We start from the raw sequence: 19,290 nt of genomic DNA, 5'->3' as shown, positions 1-19,290 counted from the left end.
CATGCCTGAGATCAAGGTGCTCGACTCCGAGATGCACTACGAGGAGTCCGGGCAGGGTGTCCCCTTCGTCTTCCTGCACGGCAACCCCGCCTCCTCCCACATGTGGCGCGAGGTGCTGCCGGGCGTGGCCGGGCCCGGCCGCCGCCTGCTCGCCCCCGACCTGATCGGCATGGGCAGGTCGGGCAAGCCCGACCTGGCCTACCGCTTCGCCGACCACGCCCGTTACCTCGATGCCTGGTTCGACGCGCTGGGGCTCGACGAGGTGGTGCTCGTGGGGCACGACTGGGGCGGCGCGCTGGCGTTCGACTGGGCGGCCCGCCACCCGGGGCGGACGCGCGGCGTGGCGTTCCTGGAGACCTTCGTGCGGCCCCTGAGCCTGGCCGAGCTGGGTGAGGGGCCGCGGGCCAGGTCGAAGATGATCAGGAGCGCCGAGGGCGAGACGCTGGTGCTCGACCAGAACCTCCTGCTGGAGACCGCCTTCACCGGAGGCGTGCTGCACCCGCTGAGCGAGCAGGAGCGGCGGCCGTACCTGGAGCCGTACCCGACGCGGGAGAGCCGCCGGCCGCTGCTGCAGTGGGCGCGCTCGCAGCCGATCGACGGCGAGCCCGTCGACGTGGTCGAGCGGATCGAGGCCTACAGCAGGTGGCTGGCGGGCAGCGGCGAGGTGCCCAAGCTGCTGCTCACCTTCGACTCCTCGCCGACGCTGCTCGTCACCGAGCCGATGGCCGCCTGGTGCGCGGAGAACATCGCCGCCCTGGAGATCGAGCACTGCGGCCCGGCGGGCCACCACGCGCCGGAGGACAGCCCGCACGCCATCGCCGCCGCCGTCACCGCCTGGGCGGCCCGGCAGGGTCTGTGAGGCCGGCGGTGGCGACCGCGACCCGCAGGGTCTGTGGGGTCAGCGGTAGCGGCGGCGGCCCAGGTGGGTCAGGACCTCGCGCAGGTCGTCCGCCGCCTGCCGGACGACCTCCTCGGGGACGCCGGCGCTGACGTCGTGATAGGCGCCGGCGGTGGTCTCCAGCGCGGCCGCCGCCATGCGCCGCCCCTCGCCGGTGAGCCGTACCCAGCGGCTGCGCGCGTCTCCCTCGTCCGCCTCGCGCTCCACGTAGCCGGCCGTGCTCAGCCGCTGCAGCACGTTGCTGATGCCGCCGGAGGTGAGGAAGAGCGACTTGGCCAGCTCGCTGGGCCGCATCCGGCGGGAGGGCGCGCGCAGCAGCGCCGCCAGCACGTCGAACTCGGCGTACGTCAGCCCCAGCTCCGCCAGATCGTTCTTGATCGCCTGCTCGAACAGCATGTTGAGCCGCGAGATGCGCTTGCCCAGCTCCAGGGTGGCGATGAGCGACGACGACAGGCCCGCCTCACGCCAGCGGGGCACCATCGCGTCGATCTCGTCCGGTTTCACGAGATCGAGGATACCCATCAGCGGATTGCTTTTTGAAAAGCTTCTTCTTAAGCTTTCCGCTATGACATCCACCATCCTGATCAAGAACGGGGTCGTCATCGACACCGAGCCCGAGCCGGTGGTGCTGGGCCGGGCGGACGTACGCGTCGACGGCGACACCATCACCGCGGTCGGCCCCGACCTGCCCGCCGAGCCGGGCGCCGAGGTGATCGACGCGACCGGGCGGCTCGTGCTGCCCGGATTCGTCGACACGCACCGCCACACCTGGCAGGCCGGCATCAGGGCGGTCGCGCCCGACATCGACTTCGGCGGCTACATGCGCCGGATCATGACCGAGCTCGCCCCGCGCCACCGCCCGCGCGACCTCCACGCGGGCAACCTGGCCGGCGCCCTGGAGTGCCTCGACGCCGGCGTCACCACGCTGCTCGACTGGTCCCACGCCCAGTACAGCCCCGAGCACACCGAAGCCGCCGTACGAGCGCTGCGCGAGTCCGGCATCAGGGCCGTCTTCGGCTACTGCCACGCCGGCCGGCACGGCGTCCTGGCCGAGGAGACCCGGCGCGTCCACGACACGCACTTCGGCACGCCCGGCCTGGTCACGATGGCGGTCGCGGCCCTGGGGCCGGAGATCACGAGCGAGGAGCACGCGCTGGCCGAGTGGCGCGTGGCCGCCGAGCTGGGTCTGCCGGTCACCGCGCACCTGGGCGGGCGCGGCAGGCAGAGCGCCGTCAAGGGGCTGGCGTTCCTGGAGGACCACGGGCTGCTGGCCACCCCGACCACGTTCGTGCACGCGCTGTACTACACCGACGAGGAGCTCAAGCGCCTGGCCGCCGCCGGCGCCACCGCCTCGATCGCCCCCGTGGACGAGATGAACCTCGGCATCGGCTACCCCACCACCGGCGACCTCAGGGCGGCGGGCATCCCGACCGGGCTCGGCGCTGACACGGTGGTGTGCTCGCCCGGCGACATGTTCAGCCAGATGCGCACCGCCCACCTCCTCGAACGCGGCCGTCCCGGCGGCGCGGGCCTCGGCTTCACCACCCGCGACGCGCTGCGCATGGCCACCATCGAGGGCGCCCAGGTGCTCGGGCTCGGCGACGTCGTCGGCTCGCTGCGGCCGGGCAAGCAGGCCGACCTGCAGCTCCTGCGTACGGACACGCTCGGCATGGCCGCCGCGCACGACCCCATCGGCGCGATCGTGCTGAACGCCGACACCGGTTGCGTGGACACGGTCATGGTCGCGGGGCGTGTGCTGAAGAGTCGTGGGCAGATTCTCCATCACGACCTGGCGGCGGTCCTGGCGAGCCTGGCGGAGAGCGCCGGGGCGGTGGTCGCGGTGTGACCGCCGCCGCGGGAAGAGGAGTGTGATGGCGAGTCTGACCGAGCGCGTCGAATCGGTGAAGGCCTGGGGCCGCGCCAAGCTGGACTACTGGAGGGTGCGCAGGCTGTCGCTCGACCATCTCATCCGGGCGGCGCAGCGCTACCAGCTCCAGTCCGGCGACCGGCTGGCGGGCGCGGTCACCTACTTCACGTTCCTGTCCTTCTTCCCGCTGCTGGTGCTGGGGTACTCCCTGCTCGGCTTCGTGGTGGCCACCAGCGACGCCACCCGCAAGGCGATGAACCAGGCGATCGCCGAGCGGCTGCCGGGCATCATGGACAAGCTCGACTTCAACCTGGAGCAGATCGCCGAGGCCAAGATGACCGCGGGGATCATCGGCCTGCTCGGCCTGCTCTACGCCGGGCTCGGCGCGCTCGACGCGCTGCGCGGGGCCCTGCGCGAGATGTCGATGACCACCACGCCGCCGCTCGACTTCTTCCTCGGCAAGCTGCGCGACCTGGCCTCGCTGATCCTGCTGGGCGTCACGGCGATCTCGTCCGTGCTGGTCGCGGGGTTCGCCACGACCGCCACCGACCACTTCATGAAGTTCGTGTTCGGCGGGGACTCGCTGGCGGGCTCGCTGACGTTCCGGGCCGCCGGGGTGGTGGCGAGCGTGGGGGCCGACTGGCTGCTGTTCGTGATCCTGCTCGGCTGGGTGGCCCGGCCCACCCAGCCGTTCCGGGTGATCGCCAAGGGGGCCCTGCTGGGCGCGATCCTGTTCGGGGTGCTCAAGCAGATCGCGACGCTGCTGCTGGCGACCACGATGGGCAACGTGGTGTACGGCGCGTTCGCCGCCATCGTCGGCCTGCTCGTCTGGATGAACTTCTCGGCCAGGCTCATCCTCTTCGTCGCGGCCTGGACGGCGACCGCGGGGCTCTGCCCGCCGCCGTCCCCTTCGCCGATCCCGTCCACGGAGGTGGGCAGCCCGCCCGGTGACGGCCCGGCGCCCCTGCCGGAGCGGCCGTCGAGGGCGGGCGAGCGCTCGGAGGCGTGATCTCCCCGCCCCCGGTCGCGGCCTGAGCTCATCGCAGGCGTGAGGTCTGCGCCCGTGGCAGGCGTGAGGTCTGCGCCCGTCAGAGGCGGGGTCGGCCGCGCTTGCGGCGGATGCCGTACCCGAGCCAGATCAGCCCGAACAGCAGCCCTCCGCCGATCACCAGCGAGCCGACCGTCCTGGTGGAGTCGGTCTGCTTGGAGGCGGCGGTGTCCAGCAGCGGCGGCTGGGCGGCCGGCGTGACGGAGACGCCGGGAGAGGCCGACGCGTTCGGCGCGCCCGGCGCGGCGGACTGCTGCTGGGGCGCGGCGAGCGCCGAGGCGGGCAGCGGGTCCACGAGCCGGCCGACCGGGGCCGTCCTGCCCCGCACCGAGAAGCCCCAGTCGAGGAGCTGGGTGACCTCGTCCCAGAAGCCGCCCTCGTGCCGCATGATGCTCACCACGATCGTGTGGCCGCCGCGGGTGGCCGCGCCGACGAAGCTGGCCTGCGCCTTGGAGGTCCAGCCGTTCTTCACGCCGACCATGCCGTCGTAGCGCCAGAGCAGCTTGTTGTGGTTGCTGATCTCGTAGTAGCCCTTGGGCGCCGGGAACCGGGCGGTCTTCGTGCTGATGTACTGCCGGAAGTCGGGGTTGGCCAGCCCCGCGCGGGCGATCAGCGCCAGGTCGTACGCCGAGCTGCTCTGCCCCGGCTTGTCCAGCCCGCTGGGCGTCTTGGCCACGGTGTCGTTCGCCTGCAGCCGCTTGGCCTCGGCGTTCATGTCGCTCATGGTCTTGGCCAGGCTGCCGTTCGTCTCGGCGAGCGCCATGGCGGCGTCGTTGCCCGACGACATCATCAGCGCCCTGAACAGGTCCTCGACCTTGTACGTGGCCTTCGGCGACAGGCCGACCGCGCTGCCCTCCTGGTTGCACGCGTTGTGGCTGGGCCGGACCTTGCGGTTCTTGTCCAGCTTGGGGATCAGGGTGACCGCGGTCAGCGTCTTGAGCGTGCTGGCCGGCAGGTATCGCCCGTGAGGATCCTTGGCGGCGAGCACCTCACCCGTGTCGGCGTCCGCGACGACGTAGGCAGTAGCCTTGCTCTTGGGCGGCTTCCTGACGCCCGTGGGGGCGACCAGGCCGCGGCTGCCCAGCGCCTCGCCGCCGATCGGGGTCGTCGGTTCGGCGTGCGCGGTCCCGCCGGTGAGCGCGACCGAGGCGATGAGTGCCGTGACCGGCACGAGTTTCGTCCACATGGCGGTCTCAGCGTAGCTCCGTGTTAATGCGCATGTGGCGACACATCCCCCGAAGATCGACGTTCGATGCTAGAGAGGTACATGTGTCACGAAAGATCGCCGTTTTCCTCATCGTCCTCGGCGCGTTCATGATCTTCGAGTGGGTGAACCTGGGGTTTAACTTGGCCGATGGGCACCCGACCGGCTTCTACGTGGTGCACGGCGTGCTGATCGTGGTGAACGTCATCCTCGGCGCCGTGCTGGCGGTGATCGGCTGGCGCGGGCTGCGCCAGGTCAGGGACCGCACAGGAGCCGCCGGGTGAGCGCGTGCAGCTCGTCGGCCTCCTCCCGGGAGTCACCGATGGAGGTGAAGCCCAGCTTGCCGTGCTCGGGGATGGCGCCGAGCAGGTGGAAGACGTTCCCGGTGCGTCGCCCGGCGTCGAAGCCGATGCCGAGCCGATCGGCGGTCCGCATCACCTCACCGGGCGTGCGCCCGCGAAGGCAGCCGGAGGCGCAGTTGTCGGTCGCGGTGTAGAACTTCGGCTGGTCACCGCACATGAGGTGGCCGGTGGCCGGATCGTAGGTGGCCCCGGTCGTCAGCACGGCGGCGCCGAAGGGATGCGTGGTGCCGCCGATCCGCAGGTTGATCTCGCACAGCAGCGCCGCGTACCCGGCGTCGGCCTTGAGCGCGAAGAAGTCCATCCCGAACAGCCCGACCACGCCGCGCCCGGCCAGGACCCGCGCGATCCGCGCGGCCGACTCGCCCACCTCGGCGCGGTACTCGGGCGCCGCGGGGAACGTGCAGCCCTGGTAGACGTGCCCGTTCGGGCCGCCGAGCACCTGGTCGTGCGTGGCGAGCACCTGGGCATGTCCGCCCGGCGTGATTTGAGCCAGCGCGCTGGGGTAGTAGAGCGGCCTATGTTCGATGAACTCCTCCACCACCGCCCCCCGGTCCCGGATCTTGCGCAGATAGTTGTCCCAGCTCTCGCCCGCGGCGGAGAAGCTGGTCAGCGATCTGTCGGCCTTGGTGACGACGGCGTTGCCGAGGCCCGAGTAGGCGTCGTTCAGCTTGACGATCACCCGTTCGCCCGGCAGGGCCTCCAGTGCCTCCTCGATCTGGAGCTCGGAACGCACGTCGCCGAAGCCGCGCGCCATCGGCACGCCCGCCTCATGTCCCACCTCCCGGGCCCCGCTCTTGGAGCCGTAATAGGAAAGGGACGTGGCGGGTCCGTAGAGGGGAACGTTGAGTAGCGATGCGAGCTCCTCCTCCAGCTCGCTCAGCACGAACGGGACGAGCCAAGCGTCGCCGTCGATCGCCGCGCGCAGCTGCTCGATGACGTCGGGCCGGTCGAGCAGGGTCCTGGTCAACGGCTGGGACCAGGGGTCGTCGAGGCTGATCAGCGTCAGACGCTTGGCCGCGTCATCCGGGTCGGGCAGGAAGGCGAAGTAGTAGTCGATGATGTCGGGATCGACGGGCGCGGATGACAGGTAGACCACCTTGACCCCGGGCTCGCGGAGCGTGAGCAGGAGGAACAGCAGACGTTCCTCGTACGACCTGGCTCCCGTGATCCGGCGGAGCTCATCCTGCGGGAGGGAGAGCGAGGGCACGACCACCAGGGTCCCCTCACTCGGCTCGAAGATGCTCAACCCAGCACTCTTCTCCCCGAACGGGATATTAGTGATCATATAGCGAGTGAAACACGCATTCTTCTCAAATGCAGCCATCGCTGAAGTGTGATGACCATGACAGAAGGTGACAGGATTCGGAATCGCTGACCACGTTTGAACTGACAGCATCGGGTCACGATCTACTGATCCCTTGTGACTATTTCCGGATCAGCCGTATGCCTACGGAACGTGACCCACCTGCGGTTACGGGCCTGCCGTCAGGCAACTTTTGGTGTATCTGCCGTCGCGAAGCGGCACGGGAGCGATAAAGTCGAAGCATCGCCATCGGGCTCACGGCCGACCGCTGTGCTCCCGGGCTGCAGCGGCACTCGCGACAGTTCACTGCGAAGCCCGTGCTGACGATCTCGCGCACCGAAACCACCGGGTGTGTCTTTTGATTCGCCGAGCGGCCGCTCAACCCGGGTGGCCACCGCGGGATGGAGAGTTTTTCTTGGAGCGCACGAGCCGCGATGGCCAGTACGTGTGGGGCGCGCGGCATGGGACGGGACGGTGACATATGCGGGGACGTGAGCTTCGGGGGGAACTCGACGCGTTCCTGGCGGAGACGGAGCAGGAGCTGGTGGCGTTCCGCCGCGACCTGCACATGCATCCCGAGCTGGCCTTCGCCGAATATCGCACGACACAGCGGATCGCCGAGCGGCTCACCGCCGCCGGGCTGACGCCCTCGGTGCTGCCCAGGGGCACGGGGCTCATCTGCGACGTGGGCAGCGGCGACGGGCCGACCGTCGCGCTGCGCGCCGACATCGACGCGCTGCCCCTGCAGGACGAGAAGGACGTGTCCTACCGCTCGACCGTGGCCGGCGCCTGCCACGCGTGCGGGCACGACGTGCACACCACGATCCTGCTCGGCACCTCGCTCTTCCTGGCCCAGCAGGCCGCCGCGGGGCTGCTGCCCGGCCGGGTGCGCCTGATCTTCCAGCCCGCCGAGGAGCTGCCCGGCGGCGCGCTCGAGGTCATGGCCCAGGGCGGCATCAGCGGCGTCGACCGCATCTTCGGCCTCCACTGCGACCCGCGCGTGGACGTGGGCCAGGTCGGCCTCAGGAGCGGCCCGATCACCTCCGCCTGCGACAAGATCGTCATCCGCGTCTCCGGGCCCGGCGGCCACACCGCCCGCCCGCACCTGACCGCCGACCTCGTCTTCGCGCTGGCCAAGATCCTCACCGAGCTGCCCGCCGCGCTGTCGCGCCGCGTCGACCCGCGCTCGTCGCTCAGCCTCGTCTGGGGCCGCGTCGAGGCCGGCTCCGCCGCCAACGCGATCCCCGACGACGGGGTGGCCGAGGGCACGGTGCGCTGCCTCGACGAGAACGCCTGGCACGCCGCGCCCGACCTGATCAAGTCGCTGCTGGAGTCGGTGGCCGGCGCCTACGGCATCGAGGCCACGATGGACTACACGCGCGGGGTGCCGCCGGTGGTCAACGACGAGGTCAGCGTGGAGATGCTGGCCGAGGCGGCCGAGCGGGCCCTCGGCGCCGGAGCCGTCGTCCCCACCCAGCAGTCGCTGGGCGGGGAGGACTTCGCGTGGTACCTCGAGTCGATCCCCGGCGCGTTCGCCCGGCTGGGGACCCGCTCGCCCGACGGGCTCACCTACGACATCCACCAGGGCACGTTCGACGTGGACGAGCAGGCGATCTCGATGGGCGTGCGGGTGATGGCCGCCACGGCGCTGACGGCGCTGTGGGAGGTCGGCCCGCTCGACTCGATCACCTCCGCGATGGCCTGACACCCCCGGGCGACCCCCGCCGGATTCCGGCGGGGGTCCGTCGTTCTCCGGCTACGGCAGCCTGCCGAACACCACCGGGAGCCGCAGGGCCGACTTGCCCGGCGACACGGTGACCTTGGTGCCCGGCGGGTAGCGCAGGGTGTAGTCGTAGTCGGTCGAGATGATCACCAGGCCCAGCCGGTGCCCCTTCTTGAACAGGTAGTCCGTCGGCTGGAAGTCCCAGGTGAAGGTGTACTCCTTGCCCGGGCGCACCGGCTCCGTCCGGTCCGCGCGATGGCGGTTGCGCACGTCGAGCCAGCCCCGGGTGACGATCTTGTACGGGGTGGTGGCGGTGCCGAGCGTCCTGAGCGTGGTGCAGCCCGTGTCACCGGGCACCCCCTGCCCGTAGCAGTAGCTCTGCCCGGTGGAGACCAGGGTCCCGTTCGGGCGCACGTCCGTGCCGTAGTCCACCAGCAGCGCCGTCAGGTACGGCGAGGCCCCGTCCTTGAGCGACGCCCGCACCGAGACCGTCGGCGTCCCCGAGATCCGCACGTCGGCGGGCAGCGCCCCGGTGGTGTACGCCAGCCGGTTCGGATCGGCCCCCGTCGCCTCCACGAGCTGCTCGGCCGTCCTGACCTTCTGGTCCACGAACGTCTCCGGCGCCGACCGGGGACGCGGGATCAGGCCGAGCGAGGAGCCGGCGCCCGGGAAGAGCGGGACGGTCGCCGCGCCGGGCAGCGGCCACGAGGCGTGCTGGGCCCACTGGCCGGGCCCGATCTCCACGTCCGCCTGCGGCTCGCGCATGATGCCCGAGTCGATCCCGTACAGCCAGTGGTCGAACCAGCCGTGCAGCTGGCGCAGCCACTCGGTGGTGCGCAGGCTGAAGGGGTTCATGTGGGTGCCCTGGTGCAGCCAGATCTTGCGCGGCACGTGCCGCTTGGACAGCGCGTACCACCACTGCGCGAACTGCTTGGTCTTGACGTTCCAGTCGTTGAGCCCGTGCACGACGAAGACGCTGGCCTTCACCTTGCGCACGTCGTTGAGGTAGTTGCGCTCGTCCCAGAGCCGGCTGTAGTCGCCGGTGATCCGGTCCTGGGTGGCGGTCAGGTCGTCCATCACCGCGCCGCACGCCTCCTGGCCGTTCTGCCTGGTCAGCACGTACTTGGCGAGCACGTCCAGGTCCTCGCCCTGGAAGCCGCCCGGCGCGAGGACGCCGCCGTTGGCGCGGTAGTAGTCGTACCAGCTGGAGATCGCGGCGATCGGCACGATCGTCTCCAGGCCCTCGACGCCGGTCGCGGCGACGGCGTTGGGCAGCGTGCCGTTGTACGAGACGCCGATCATGCCGACCTTGCCCGTGGACCAGGTCGCCTCGACGGGGTTGCCGGCGGTGTCGAAGCCCTTGGCGCGGCCGTTCAGCCAGTCGATCGCGGCCTTCGGGCCAGCGGTCTCGTTGAGGCCGCCCGAGGTGGGGCAGCCGGTGGCGCGGGCGCTGCCCAGGTTCTCCACCAGCGCGATGGCGTAGCCGCGGGGCAGGAAGTAGTTGTCGTAGTAGCCGTCGAACGGGCCCGCGGCGTCGAGCTTGGCCGACAGCGCGGTCAGGGCGGGCAGGGGGACGCCGTTCTCGTCCACGTCCACGGGGTGGTTGGCGACGTCGTTGCCGGGGGCGTAGTAGGGGCTCGCCTCCATGATCACAGGAACCTTGAGCCCCTGGTCGGTCTCCTTGGGGCGCAGGATGTCCACGGCGACCCGGTCGTCGGCGCCGTCGTTGTCGCTGTCGGTTCCGGCGACCTCGACGAACACGGTCTGCAGGATGGCGTCAGCCCTGGAGAAGGTCGGCTGGGTGGCGTTGTTCTCGATCTTCACAGCCGGGGTGTCGGCTGTGGCGGGTGTGGTGCCGGTCAGGGTCGCCACGAGTAAGGCGACCAGCGGCACGGAGAGGGCTTCCCACGGGTGCATGCGGGGCTCCGATACGAAGTTTTCCACCGTCTGTGGGAATCTCCGTCACGAGGGGGGCCGAGGGCAAGAGGTGATCGACCACCAAAGTTGGGCAAAACTTTCCGAAGGTGTCCGAAGTGCCTGTATCGCCATTCAGGTCACGGACGCGAGTGATGTCGGTAACGGAGCGGTTGCGACCCTGTGTCCCAGTTTGGTTGTCCCTGGTCAAGCAACTATCTTCCGTGCAGGTGCCGTACGTTCTGTCGCGCCTGCGACCAAATCGGCGGCGGGGAAATGGAAGGGAGTCGCCTTGCTCGGCAAGCGATTCAACAGTGTGGCGCTCGGTTCGGTCGCCGGTGTCCTGCTCATGGCGGCGGCCGCGTGCGGCGGTGGCGGTGGGGGGACCACGGCCAGCCAGGAGCCGACCGGCGCGGCGAGCAGCGAGGCGTCCAAGGGCGCACTCAAGGTGGGTCTCGCGTTCGACATCGGCGGGCGCGGTGACAAGTCCTTCAACGACTCGGCCTACGCCGGCCTGGAGAAGGCCAAGACGGAGCTCGGCGCGGAGATCAAGGAGCTGAGCCCGGCCTCCGACGGCTCCAACCGCGGCGACCTGCTGCGCCAGCTCGCGGACGCGGGCTACAACCCGATCATCGGTGTCGGCTTCGCCTACGCCGAGGACGTCAAGAAGGCGGCCGAGGAGTACCCGGACATTCAGTTCGCGGTCGTCGACTCGGCCTCCAACGCCCCCAACGTGACCGGCCTGCTGTTCGCCGAGGAGCAGGGCTCCTACCTGGCGGGCGTCGCCGCGGCGACCAAGTCCGAGGGCGGCCACGTCGGCTTCGTCGGCGGCGTCGAGAGCGACCTGATCAAGAAGTTCGAGGCGGGCTTCGTGGCGGGCGTGAAGTCGGTCAAGGCGGACGCCAAGATCGACGTCAAGTACCTCACCCCCGACGGTGACTTCTCCGGCTTCAAGGCCCCCGACAAGGGCAAGGTCGCGGCCGAGAAGATGTACCAGGACGGCGCGGACATCATCTACCACGCCTCCGGCGACTCCGGTCTCGGCGTGTTCCAGGCGGCGGCCGCGGCGAAGAAGAAGGCCATCGGCGTCGACTCCGACCAGCGCCAGACCGTCAAGGAGACCGACCTGCAGTCGGTGATCATGACCTCGATGCTCAAGCGCGTGGACGTCGGCGTGTTCGAGTTCATCAAGGCCTTCCAGGGCGGCGCCAAGGGCGGCACGAACACCACGTACGACCTGAAGGTCGACGGCGTGGGCCTGTCCACCACCGGTGGCGAGATCGACGACCTCAAGGACAAGCTCGACGCTGCCAAGAAGGACATCGTCGACGGCAAGATCACGGTTCCTGCCAAGCCGTAAAACGGGGTAGGAGAGACAGCTGAGGGCCCGGAGTCCGAACTTCGGGCCTTCTGTCTATGCCGCCCCCTGTAGGAGAGGCGAAATGAGTGCTGACACCCTGGCCACGGTGAAACCCGCCGTAGAGCTGGAGGGCATCACCAAGCGTTTCCCCGGCGTCGTCGCGAACCACGACATCCGCATCACCGTCCAGCCCGGCACGGTGCACGCCATCGTCGGGGAGAACGGCGCGGGCAAATCCACCCTGATGAAGATCCTCTACGGCATGCAGAAGCCGGACGAGGGGACGATCAAGGTCAACGGCACGGAGGTCAGCTTCCGCACGCCGAGCGACGCCATCGCGGTCGGGATCGGCATGGTGCACCAGCACTTCATGCTCGCCGACAACTTCACGGTCCTGGAGAACATCGTCCTCGGGGCCGAGCCGAAGCGGCTCGGCACGCTCGACACCGCCGCCGCCCGCAGGCGCATCGTCCAGCTGGCCGAGACCCACGGCCTGCGCGTGGACCCCGACAGGCTCGTGGAGGACCTCGGCGTGGGCGACCGCCAGCGCGTGGAGATCCTCAAGGTGCTCTACCGCGGGGCCCGCATCCTCATCCTGGACGAGCCGACGGCCGTGCTGGTGCCGCAGGAGGTCGAGGAGCTCTTCCAGAACCTGCGCGAGCTGAAGGCCGAGGGTTTGACGGTCATCTTCATCTCGCACAAGCTCGACGAGGTGCTCGACATCGCCGACGCGATCACCGTGATCCGGCGCGGCACCACGGTCGCCAGCGTGAACCCGTCCGACGTCACCGCGCGGCAGCTCGCGGAGCTGATGGTGGGCAGCGAGCTGCCCACGCCCGAGACCCGCGAGTCCACCGTGACCGACACCGTCACGCTGAAGGTCTCCCAGCTCACCATGCCCGGCGAGGGTGAGCGCCTGGTCCTCGACGACGTGTCGTTCGAGATCCGCAAGGGCGAGATCCTCGGCATCGCCGGCGTCGAGGGCAACGGCCAGTCCGAGCTCATCGAGGCCATCATGGGCATCCGGTCAGCCCAGGGCCGGATCGAGCTCGCCGGCCAGGACATCACCGCCTGGTCCACGCTCAAGCGCCGCGAATCCGGCATCGGCTACATCCCCGAGGACCGCCACCGCCAGGGCCTGCTCCTGGAGGCGTCGCTGTGGGAGAACCGGGTGCTCGGCCACCAGACCAGGAAGCCCGCCCGCAGCGGCATCTGGGTCGACCGGCGGGCCTCCAAGGCCGACACCGAGCGCATCGTCAAGGACTACGACGTCCGCACGCCCAGCGTGGACACCCTGGCCCTGGCCCTGTCGGGCGGCAACCAGCAGAAGCTGATCGTCGGCCGCGAGATGAGCGGCGACCCCTCCTTCCTGATCGCGGCCCACCCCACCCGGGGCGTGGACGTCGGCGCCCAGGCCGCCATCTGGGACCACCTGCGCGACGCCCGCGCCGCCGGGCTCGCCGTGCTGCTCATCTCGGCCGACCTCGACGAGCTGATCGGGCTGTCCGACACCATCCAGGTGATCTACCGGGGGCGGCTCGTGGCCGCGCTCGACCCTTCCGACATCACGCCCGAACGGCTGGGCGGTTACATGACCGGCGCCATCGCCGGCACTGAGGAGACGTGATGCCCGCCGGGCTCAACCGGGCGCTGCTCACCGTCGCCGGCGCAGTCGTCGCCGTCATCCTGGCGATCGCGATCTGCAGCGTGGCCATCGTGGCCGCGGGCGGCAGCCCGCTGGACGCGCTGACCGCCTTCTTCAACTTCGGAGAGACCCCGCGTGCGGTGGCCAACTCCTTCGCCACCTGGCTCAACCGGGCGGTGCCGCTGTTCATCGCCGGTCTGGCGGTGGCCATCGGCTTCCGCATGAACCTCTTCAACATCGGCGTCGAGGGCCAGTACCGCATCGCGGCCATCTGCGCGGCGTATGTGGGCTCGACGTTCACCGCGCCGGGGCCGATCCAGATCGCCGTGATCATCCTGGTCGCGGCGCTGGCGGGCGGCCTGTACGCGCTCATCCCCGCTGTCATGAAGGTGACCAGGGGGGTGAACGAGGTCATCGCCACGATCATGCTGAACTACATCGCGATCAACCTGGCGTCCTACCTCGTTCGTGGCCCCTTCGCCGGCCAGCGCGCCGAGGGGGACCTCTCCACGACCACGCCGAAGCTGCCCGAGTCGGCCATGTTCCCTGACCTCAACTTCGTCTTCGGCTGGTTCGGGATGACGCCGCCCAGCCGCGAGGGTGGCCTGTGGGGCTTCCTCATCGTGGCCGTTCTGCTCGGTGTGGTGGTCTGGGTCGTGCTGGAGCGCACCCGGTTCGGCTTCAACGTCAAGGCCAGCGGCCTCAACGCTCCCGCGGCGCTCGCGTCAGGCGTCAACCCGAAGACGATGGTGATCGCGGCCATGGTGATGTCCGGTGCGGTCGCCGGGCTCATCGGCCTGCCGGAGATCCTCGGTTACCGTGGCGCCTTCAACTCCAACTTCACCGCCGGCCTGGGCTTCCTCGGCATCGCGGTGGCCCTGCTCGGCCGGAACAAGCCCGGCGGCATCGCCGTGGCGGCGCTCCTGTTCGCCTTCTTGGACCGAGGGCAGGGCGCGCTGCAGTTCGCCGACATCCCCGCCTCCGTCGTCACGATCATCCAGGGCGCGATCGTCCTGCTCGTCGTCGTGGCCAACGAGGTGACCAACCGGTTCGCGCTCCGACTCGAAGAACGACGGGCCGCCCAGCAGCTCGGCAGGAACACTCCGGTTGAGGTGACAGCATGACCCGGGTCGGCAAGTACCATGTGGCGCTCATCGGTGTCGCCGTGCTCATCCTGCTGATGGCGCTGGTGCGGATCATCTCCGGCCAGGACGACCTCACCTCCTCCGGCTTGATCGCCTCCGCCCTGACGCTCGCGGTGCCGATCGGGCTGGCGGGACTCGGCGGCCTGTGGGCCGAGCGTGCGGGTGTGGTCAACATCGGGCTCGAAGGCATGATGGTGCTCGGCACCTGGTTCGCCGGCTGGGCCGGCTATCAGTGGGGGCCTGTGGCCGCGCTGGTGGCCGGGCTGCTCGGCGGCGCGCTCGGCGGGCTCCTGCACGCCATCGCGACCGTGACGTTCGGCGTGGACCACATCATCAGCGGCGTCGCCATCAACCTGCTCGGCCCCGGCATCACCCGCTTCCTGTCGGAGGTCCTGTACAAGGAGGGCACCCCGGCCGCCGACGCGGGCGCGGGCATCACGACCTCGGCCGCCGTCACCGGGTCCACGTGGGAGGTCAGCCTGCCGGTCCTGTCCGACGGCCCGGACCTGCTCGGCAAGCTGGAGAGCACCCACTGGTTCCTGCTCGCCGACGTGGCGGGCATCCTGCGTGGACTCACCCACAACGTCAACATTCTGGTGATCCTGGCAGTGCTGCTGCTGCCGCTGACGTTCTTCGTGCTCTGGCGCACGGCCTTCGGTCTGCGGCTCCGATCGGCGGGCGAGAACCCGTGGGCGGCCGAGTCGCTGGGCGTGAACGTCTATCTGATCAAGTACATCGCCGTCGTCATCTCCGGTGCCTTCGCCGGTCTCGGCGGGGTGTTCCTGGTCTTCGGCGCCGACAAGTACGTCGAAGGTCAGACGCAGGGGCGGGGCTTCATCGGCCTGGCCGCCATGATCTTCGGCAACTGGCGGCCCGGCGGTCTGGCGGCCGGCGCCTCCCTGTTCGGCTACACCGAAGCTCTGCGGCTGCGCACCTCCACAGCGGTCATCTCGTTGTTCCTGTTCGGGGCGTTGCTGCTGCTGATCTACCTCGGGATGCAGATCCGCCGCCTGACCTCCGCCGAGTTGGAGGCCAGAGGCGTCAAGCAGTACACCTTGATGGCCGCATCCGCCCTGGGCATGGTCATCCTGTTCTGGCTCTGGCTGACCGTCGACCAGTTGCCGGGCGAATTCGTCTTCATCACACCACATGTGGTCACGCTGCTCGTGCTCCTGGTCGCCTCCCAGCGCCTGCGGATGCCCAAGGCCGACGGCGTCGTCTATCGCCGGGGGGAACAACATTGAACATCGACTGGAACGGCCTGCGGGACGAGGCGACCGAGGCCATGCGGCACGCGTACGCGCCGTACTCCAAGTTCCCCGTCGGCGCGGCGGCGCTGGTGGACGACGGCCGCATCGTCACCGGCTGCAACGTCGAGAACGCCTCCTACGGCCTGGGCCTGTGCGCCGAGTGCGGCCTGGTCTCGGCGCTGCAGCGCTCGGGCGGCGGCAGGCTGGTGGCCTTCACCTGCGTGGACGGCCACGGCGAGCTGCTGATGCCGTGCGGGCGCTGCCGCCAGCTCCTGTACGAGTTCGGCGGTGAGGACCTGCTGGTCGAGACCGAGGACGGGCCGAAGCGCATGGCCGAGATCCTGCCGTACGCGTTCGGGCCGCAGGACCTCAGCAGGAGCGCCTGATGGACGCCATCGAGGTCATCCGCGCCAAGCGCGACCGGGGCGAGCTGACCACTGCCCAGATCGACTGGGTGATCGACGCGTACACGCGCGGCGACGTGGCCGACGAGCAGATGTCGGCGCTGGCCATGGCGATCCTGCTGAACGGCATGGACCGGCGGGAGATCGCCGACTGGACCCAGGCCATGATCCGCTCCGGCGAGCGCATGGACTGGTCCGCCCTCGACCGGCCGACGGCCGACAAGCACTCGACGGGCGGCGTCGGCGACAAGATCACGCTGCCGCTGGCGCCGCTCGTGGCGGCGTGCGGCGCGTACGTGCCGCAACTGTCCGGGCGCGGTCTCGGGCACACGGGCGGCACCCTGGACAAGCTGGAGTCGATCCCCGGCTGGCGGGCCTCGCTGTCCAACGCCGAGATGCTGGACGTGCTGCGCTCGGCCGGGGCCGTGGTGTGCGCGGCCGGGTCGGGCCTGGCGCCCGCCGACAAGAAGCTGTACGCGCTGCGGGACGTCACCGGCACCGTCGAGTCGATCCCGCTCATCGCCTCGTCCATCATGTCGAAGAAGATCGCCGAGGGCACCGGGTCGCTGGTCCTGGACGTGAAGGTGGGCTCCGGGGCGTTCATGAAGACCGTCCCGGCGGCTCGCGAGCTGGCCGAGACCATGGTCGCGCTCGGCACCGACGCGGGGGTGCGCACCGTAGCGCTGCTGACCGCCATGGACCGGCCGCTGGGCCGGGCCGTGGGCAACGCGCTGGAGGTCGCCGAGTCGGTCGAGGTGCTGGCCGGCGGCGGGCCCGCGGACGTGGTGGAGCTGACCGTGCGGCTGGCGCGGGAGATGCTGGAGGCCGCCGGGATCTCCTCGGGCAAGGACCCGGAGAAGGCGCTGGAGGACGGCTCGGCGATGGACGCGTGGCGGCGCATGATCTCCGCCCAGGGCGGGGATCCGGACGCGCTGCTGCCCGGGGCCGCCGAGACGATGACCGTGGAGGCGCCGGAGTCCGGCGTGCTGGCCCGGCTGGACGCGTACGCCGTGGGGCTGGCCGCCTGGCGGCTCGGAGCCGGGCGGGCCCGCAAGGAGGACCCCGTCTCGTTCGGGGCCGGGATCGTGCTGCACGCCAAGCCCGGCGACCTGGTGCGGGCCGGGCAGCCGCTGATGACGCTGCACGCCGACGAGACGTCCCGCTTCGAGCGGGCGCTGGAGGCCCTGGACGGCGGCTACGCCGTGGGCGGGTCGGCCGCGGAGGAGCTTCCCCTGGTCATCGACCGCATCACGGCACGGTAGCTCAGGGGACCGGGACCGGGGCGTCGGCGAAGACCTCGGTCAGCACCGCCCGCTGCGTCGGCAGAGCTTCGGCGTGGCGGGCGCGGCCCTCGTCCGTGATGCACACGAACACCCCGCGCCGATCGCTGTCGCACACCCCGCGCGTGACGAGCGCGGCCTTCTCCAGCCGGGCCACCACCCGCGACAGCGCGCTCTGGCTCAGATGGACTTCCTCGCACAGCTCCTGGATGCGGAGCTTCCTGTCGTGGTGCACGATCCGATCCAGCACCTCGAACTCGCTGGGGCCCAGCCCGTGCCGGTCGCCCAGCTCGCGCTCCAGCTGGCACATGGCCTTGGCGTGTTTCGCCAGGACGTAGTGCCAGGTGTCCACCACGAACCGCTCGTCCATGTCGCGGAGGTTACCACTTCGGGAAAACTCATGCAACGGAATTAAATGCGCTTGCATTAGATGTGTGTGCATGTATTGTTCTGACCCATGTCCTCTTCCTCATCCCGTTGGGGCGCGCTCGCCGTGCTCTGCGCTGTGATCTTTCTTGATGCCCTGGACGTCTCGATGGTCGGAGTCGCCCTCCCGGCCATCCAGCACGACCTGGGCCTGACGACGTCCTCCTTGCAATGGGTGGTCAGCGGCTACGTGCTCGGCTATGGCGGTCTTCTGTTGCTCGGGGGCAGGACCGCCGACCTGCTGGGGCGGCGCAGGGTGTTCCTGGTCGCGCTCGGTGTCTTCGCCGTCGCCTCGTTGCTCGGTGGTGTGGTGGACGACGGCGCGCTGCTGATCGCGGCCCGGTTCGTCAAGGGTGTGGCCGCCGCGTTCACCGCGCCCGCCGCTTTGTCGATCATCACGACGACCTTTCCCGAAGGCCCGGAGCGCAACAGGGCGTTGAGCATCTTCACCGCCTGCGGCGCGAGCGGCTACTCGCTCGGCCTGGTGCTGTCCGGCCTGCTGACCGAGATCGGCTGGCGGTGGACGCTCCTCATGCCGGTGCCCGTCGCGGTGATCGCGCTGGTGGCCGCGTTGAAGGTGCTGCCGAAGGGCCGGGAGGAGCGGGCCGAGGGCGGCCACGACCTGATCGGCGCCGTGACGATCACCGCGTCGATGTTGCTGCTGGTGTTCACGGTCGTGCAGGCGCCCGAGGCCGGCTGGGCCTCGTTCCAGACGATCGGCTCGCTCGTGGGCGTCGCCGCGCTGCTCGGCCTGTTCGTCCTCGCCGAGCTGCGGACGCGCCACCCGCTGGTGCGGCTGGGCATCCTGAGGTCCGGGCACATCGTGCGGGCCAACCTCGGGCTGCTCATCCTCATGGGCTCCTACGTCTCCTTCCAGTTCGTGGCCATGCAGTACTTCCAGAACCTGCTCGGCTGGTCGGCCCTGGGCACCGCCCTGGCGTTCCTGCCCGCGGGCCTGCTCGTCGCCGTCACCTCGACGAAGATGGGCGACTTCGCCGACCGGTTCGGCACCGGCAAGCTGATCGTGATCGGCGCCGCCGCGCTGGCCGGCGGGTACGCCGTCTTCCTCGGCATCGACCGCACGCCCAGCCTGGGCGGCATGGTGATCCCCGGCATGATCCTGCTGGGCATCGCGTTCGCGCTGTCGTTCCCCTCGCTCAACATCCAGGCCACCAACGGCGTGGACGACGACGAGCAGGGCCTGGCCTCCGGCCTGCTGAACACCTCGGGCCAGGTCGGCGGCGCGATCGTGCTGGCCGTGGTGACCGCCGTGCTCACCTCCGGCGGCGGCCAGACGCTCTCCATCGGCTCGCTGCGCGCGGCGATCGTGGTGTCGCTGGTGCTGGCCCTGGTCGGGCTGGTGATCTCGGCCACGGGGCTGCGCTCCCGCAGGAGCGTGCCGGCCGTGACGGAGAACGTGAAGGCGTACGAGACCGTCTGAGCCGCCCCCGACAGGGCCCC

17 protein-coding genes are annotated in these 19,290 nt (G+C 70.2%); 12 read left to right on the top strand and 5 right to left on the bottom strand.

Annotated features, from left to right (window positions below):
- Window position 1: 1 nt before the first annotated feature.
- A complete protein-coding gene (locus HD597_RS44905; RefSeq protein WP_253752335.1) occupies window positions 2-859 on the top strand; it encodes a haloalkane dehalogenase in 858 nt (285 codons plus the stop codon).
- Between the two features lie 39 nt (window positions 860-898).
- On the opposite strand, the gene HD597_RS44900 is transcribed toward HD597_RS44905, so the two are convergent.
- Window positions 899-1,402, bottom strand: a complete 504-nt coding sequence (locus tag HD597_RS44900) for a MarR family winged helix-turn-helix transcriptional regulator (protein ID WP_253752332.1) — start codon at window positions 1,400-1,402, stop codon at window positions 899-901.
- Between the two features lie 61 nt (window positions 1,403-1,463).
- On the opposite strand from HD597_RS44900, the gene HD597_RS44895 reads away from it, so the two are divergent.
- Both HD597_RS44895 and HD597_RS44890 read left to right on the top strand, forming a co-directional pair.
- Entirely contained in the window at window positions 1,464-2,744 is a 1,281-nt protein-coding gene (locus tag HD597_RS44895) for an amidohydrolase family protein (protein WP_253752329.1), read from the top strand.
- Window positions 2,745-2,769: 25 nt separating this feature from the next.
- Window positions 2,770-3,774, top strand: a complete 1,005-nt coding sequence (locus tag HD597_RS44890; RefSeq protein ID WP_253752314.1) for a YihY/virulence factor BrkB family protein — start codon at window positions 2,770-2,772, stop codon at window positions 3,772-3,774.
- A 79-nt stretch (window positions 3,775-3,853) separates the two neighbouring features.
- On the opposite strand, the gene HD597_RS44885 is transcribed toward HD597_RS44890, so the two are convergent.
- Window positions 3,854-4,999 carry a D-alanyl-D-alanine carboxypeptidase family protein gene (locus HD597_RS44885; RefSeq protein ID WP_253752309.1) on the bottom strand — a complete coding sequence of 382 codons (1,146 nt, stop codon included), beginning with the start codon at window positions 4,997-4,999 and terminating at the stop codon, window positions 3,854-3,856.
- 83 nt (window positions 5,000-5,082) lie between these two features.
- Here HD597_RS44885 and HD597_RS44880 point away from each other — a divergent pair, with 83 nt between their 5' ends.
- A complete protein-coding gene (locus HD597_RS44880; RefSeq protein WP_253752305.1) occupies window positions 5,083-5,301 on the top strand; it encodes an SCO4848 family membrane protein in 219 nt (72 codons plus the stop codon).
- On the opposite strand, the gene HD597_RS44875 is transcribed toward HD597_RS44880, so the two are convergent.
- The gene (locus tag HD597_RS44875; protein WP_253752302.1) at window positions 5,273-6,625 is read right to left on the bottom strand and encodes a peptide ligase PGM1-related protein; all 1,353 of its coding nucleotides are present in this window, start codon (window positions 6,623-6,625) and stop codon (window positions 5,273-5,275) included. The genes HD597_RS44880 and HD597_RS44875 overlap by 29 nt on opposite strands.
- A gap of 538 nt (window positions 6,626-7,163) precedes the next feature.
- On the opposite strand from HD597_RS44875, the gene HD597_RS44870 reads away from it, so the two are divergent.
- Entirely contained in the window at window positions 7,164-8,387 is a 1,224-nt protein-coding gene (locus tag HD597_RS44870) for a M20 family metallopeptidase (RefSeq protein ID WP_253752299.1), read from the top strand.
- A gap of 51 nt (window positions 8,388-8,438) precedes the next feature.
- Here HD597_RS44870 and HD597_RS44865 read toward each other — a convergent pair whose 3' ends face one another.
- Entirely contained in the window at window positions 8,439-10,322 is a 1,884-nt protein-coding gene (locus HD597_RS44865) for a Xaa-Pro dipeptidyl-peptidase (RefSeq protein ID WP_253752296.1), read from the bottom strand.
- Between the two features lie 289 nt (window positions 10,323-10,611).
- Here HD597_RS44865 and HD597_RS44860 point away from each other — a divergent pair, with 289 nt between their 5' ends.
- The 6 genes from HD597_RS44860 to HD597_RS44835 all read left to right on the top strand — a co-directional run bounded on the left by HD597_RS44860 (window position 10,612) and on the right by HD597_RS44835 (window position 17,385).
- Window positions 10,612-11,679: a BMP family lipoprotein gene (locus HD597_RS44860; RefSeq protein ID WP_253752293.1), complete on the top strand. Its 1,068-nt coding sequence runs from the start codon at window positions 10,612-10,614 to the stop codon at window positions 11,677-11,679.
- An 82-nt stretch (window positions 11,680-11,761) separates the two neighbouring features.
- A complete protein-coding gene (locus tag HD597_RS44855; RefSeq protein WP_253752290.1) occupies window positions 11,762-13,306 on the top strand; it encodes an ABC transporter ATP-binding protein in 1,545 nt (514 codons plus the stop codon).
- Window positions 13,306-14,448, top strand: a complete 1,143-nt coding sequence (locus tag HD597_RS44850; protein WP_253752285.1) for an ABC transporter permease — start codon at window positions 13,306-13,308, stop codon at window positions 14,446-14,448. The genes HD597_RS44855 and HD597_RS44850 overlap by 1 nt, the downstream gene beginning before the upstream one ends.
- Window positions 14,445-15,713, top strand: a complete 1,269-nt coding sequence (locus HD597_RS44845) for an ABC transporter permease (RefSeq protein WP_253752282.1) — start codon at window positions 14,445-14,447, stop codon at window positions 15,711-15,713. The genes HD597_RS44850 and HD597_RS44845 overlap by 4 nt, the downstream gene beginning before the upstream one ends.
- Entirely contained in the window at window positions 15,710-16,105 is a 396-nt protein-coding gene (locus HD597_RS44840; protein WP_185110143.1) for a cytidine deaminase, read from the top strand. Before HD597_RS44845 ends, HD597_RS44840 begins: the two co-directional genes overlap by 4 nt.
- Window positions 16,105-17,385: a thymidine phosphorylase gene (locus HD597_RS44835; RefSeq protein WP_253752279.1), complete on the top strand. Its 1,281-nt coding sequence runs from the start codon at window positions 16,105-16,107 to the stop codon at window positions 17,383-17,385. The genes HD597_RS44840 and HD597_RS44835 overlap by 1 nt, the downstream gene beginning before the upstream one ends.
- A 1-nt stretch (window position 17,386) precedes the next feature.
- Here HD597_RS44835 and HD597_RS44830 read toward each other — a convergent pair whose 3' ends face one another.
- Entirely contained in the window at window positions 17,387-17,773 is a 387-nt protein-coding gene (locus HD597_RS44830) for a MarR family winged helix-turn-helix transcriptional regulator (RefSeq protein ID WP_253752276.1), read from the bottom strand.
- A gap of 135 nt (window positions 17,774-17,908) precedes the next feature.
- On the opposite strand from HD597_RS44830, the gene HD597_RS44825 reads away from it, so the two are divergent.
- Window positions 17,909-19,270: an MFS transporter gene (locus tag HD597_RS44825; RefSeq protein ID WP_253752273.1), complete on the top strand. Its 1,362-nt coding sequence runs from the start codon at window positions 17,909-17,911 to the stop codon at window positions 19,268-19,270.
- The last annotated feature ends 20 nt before the right edge of the window (window positions 19,271-19,290 follow it).

The organism is Nonomuraea thailandensis (assembly GCF_024172165.1).
GTDB classification, from domain to species: domain Bacteria; phylum Actinomycetota; class Actinomycetes; order Streptosporangiales; family Streptosporangiaceae; genus Nonomuraea; species Nonomuraea thailandensis.
This window is presented reverse-complemented; position numbering and strand designations above follow the sequence as displayed.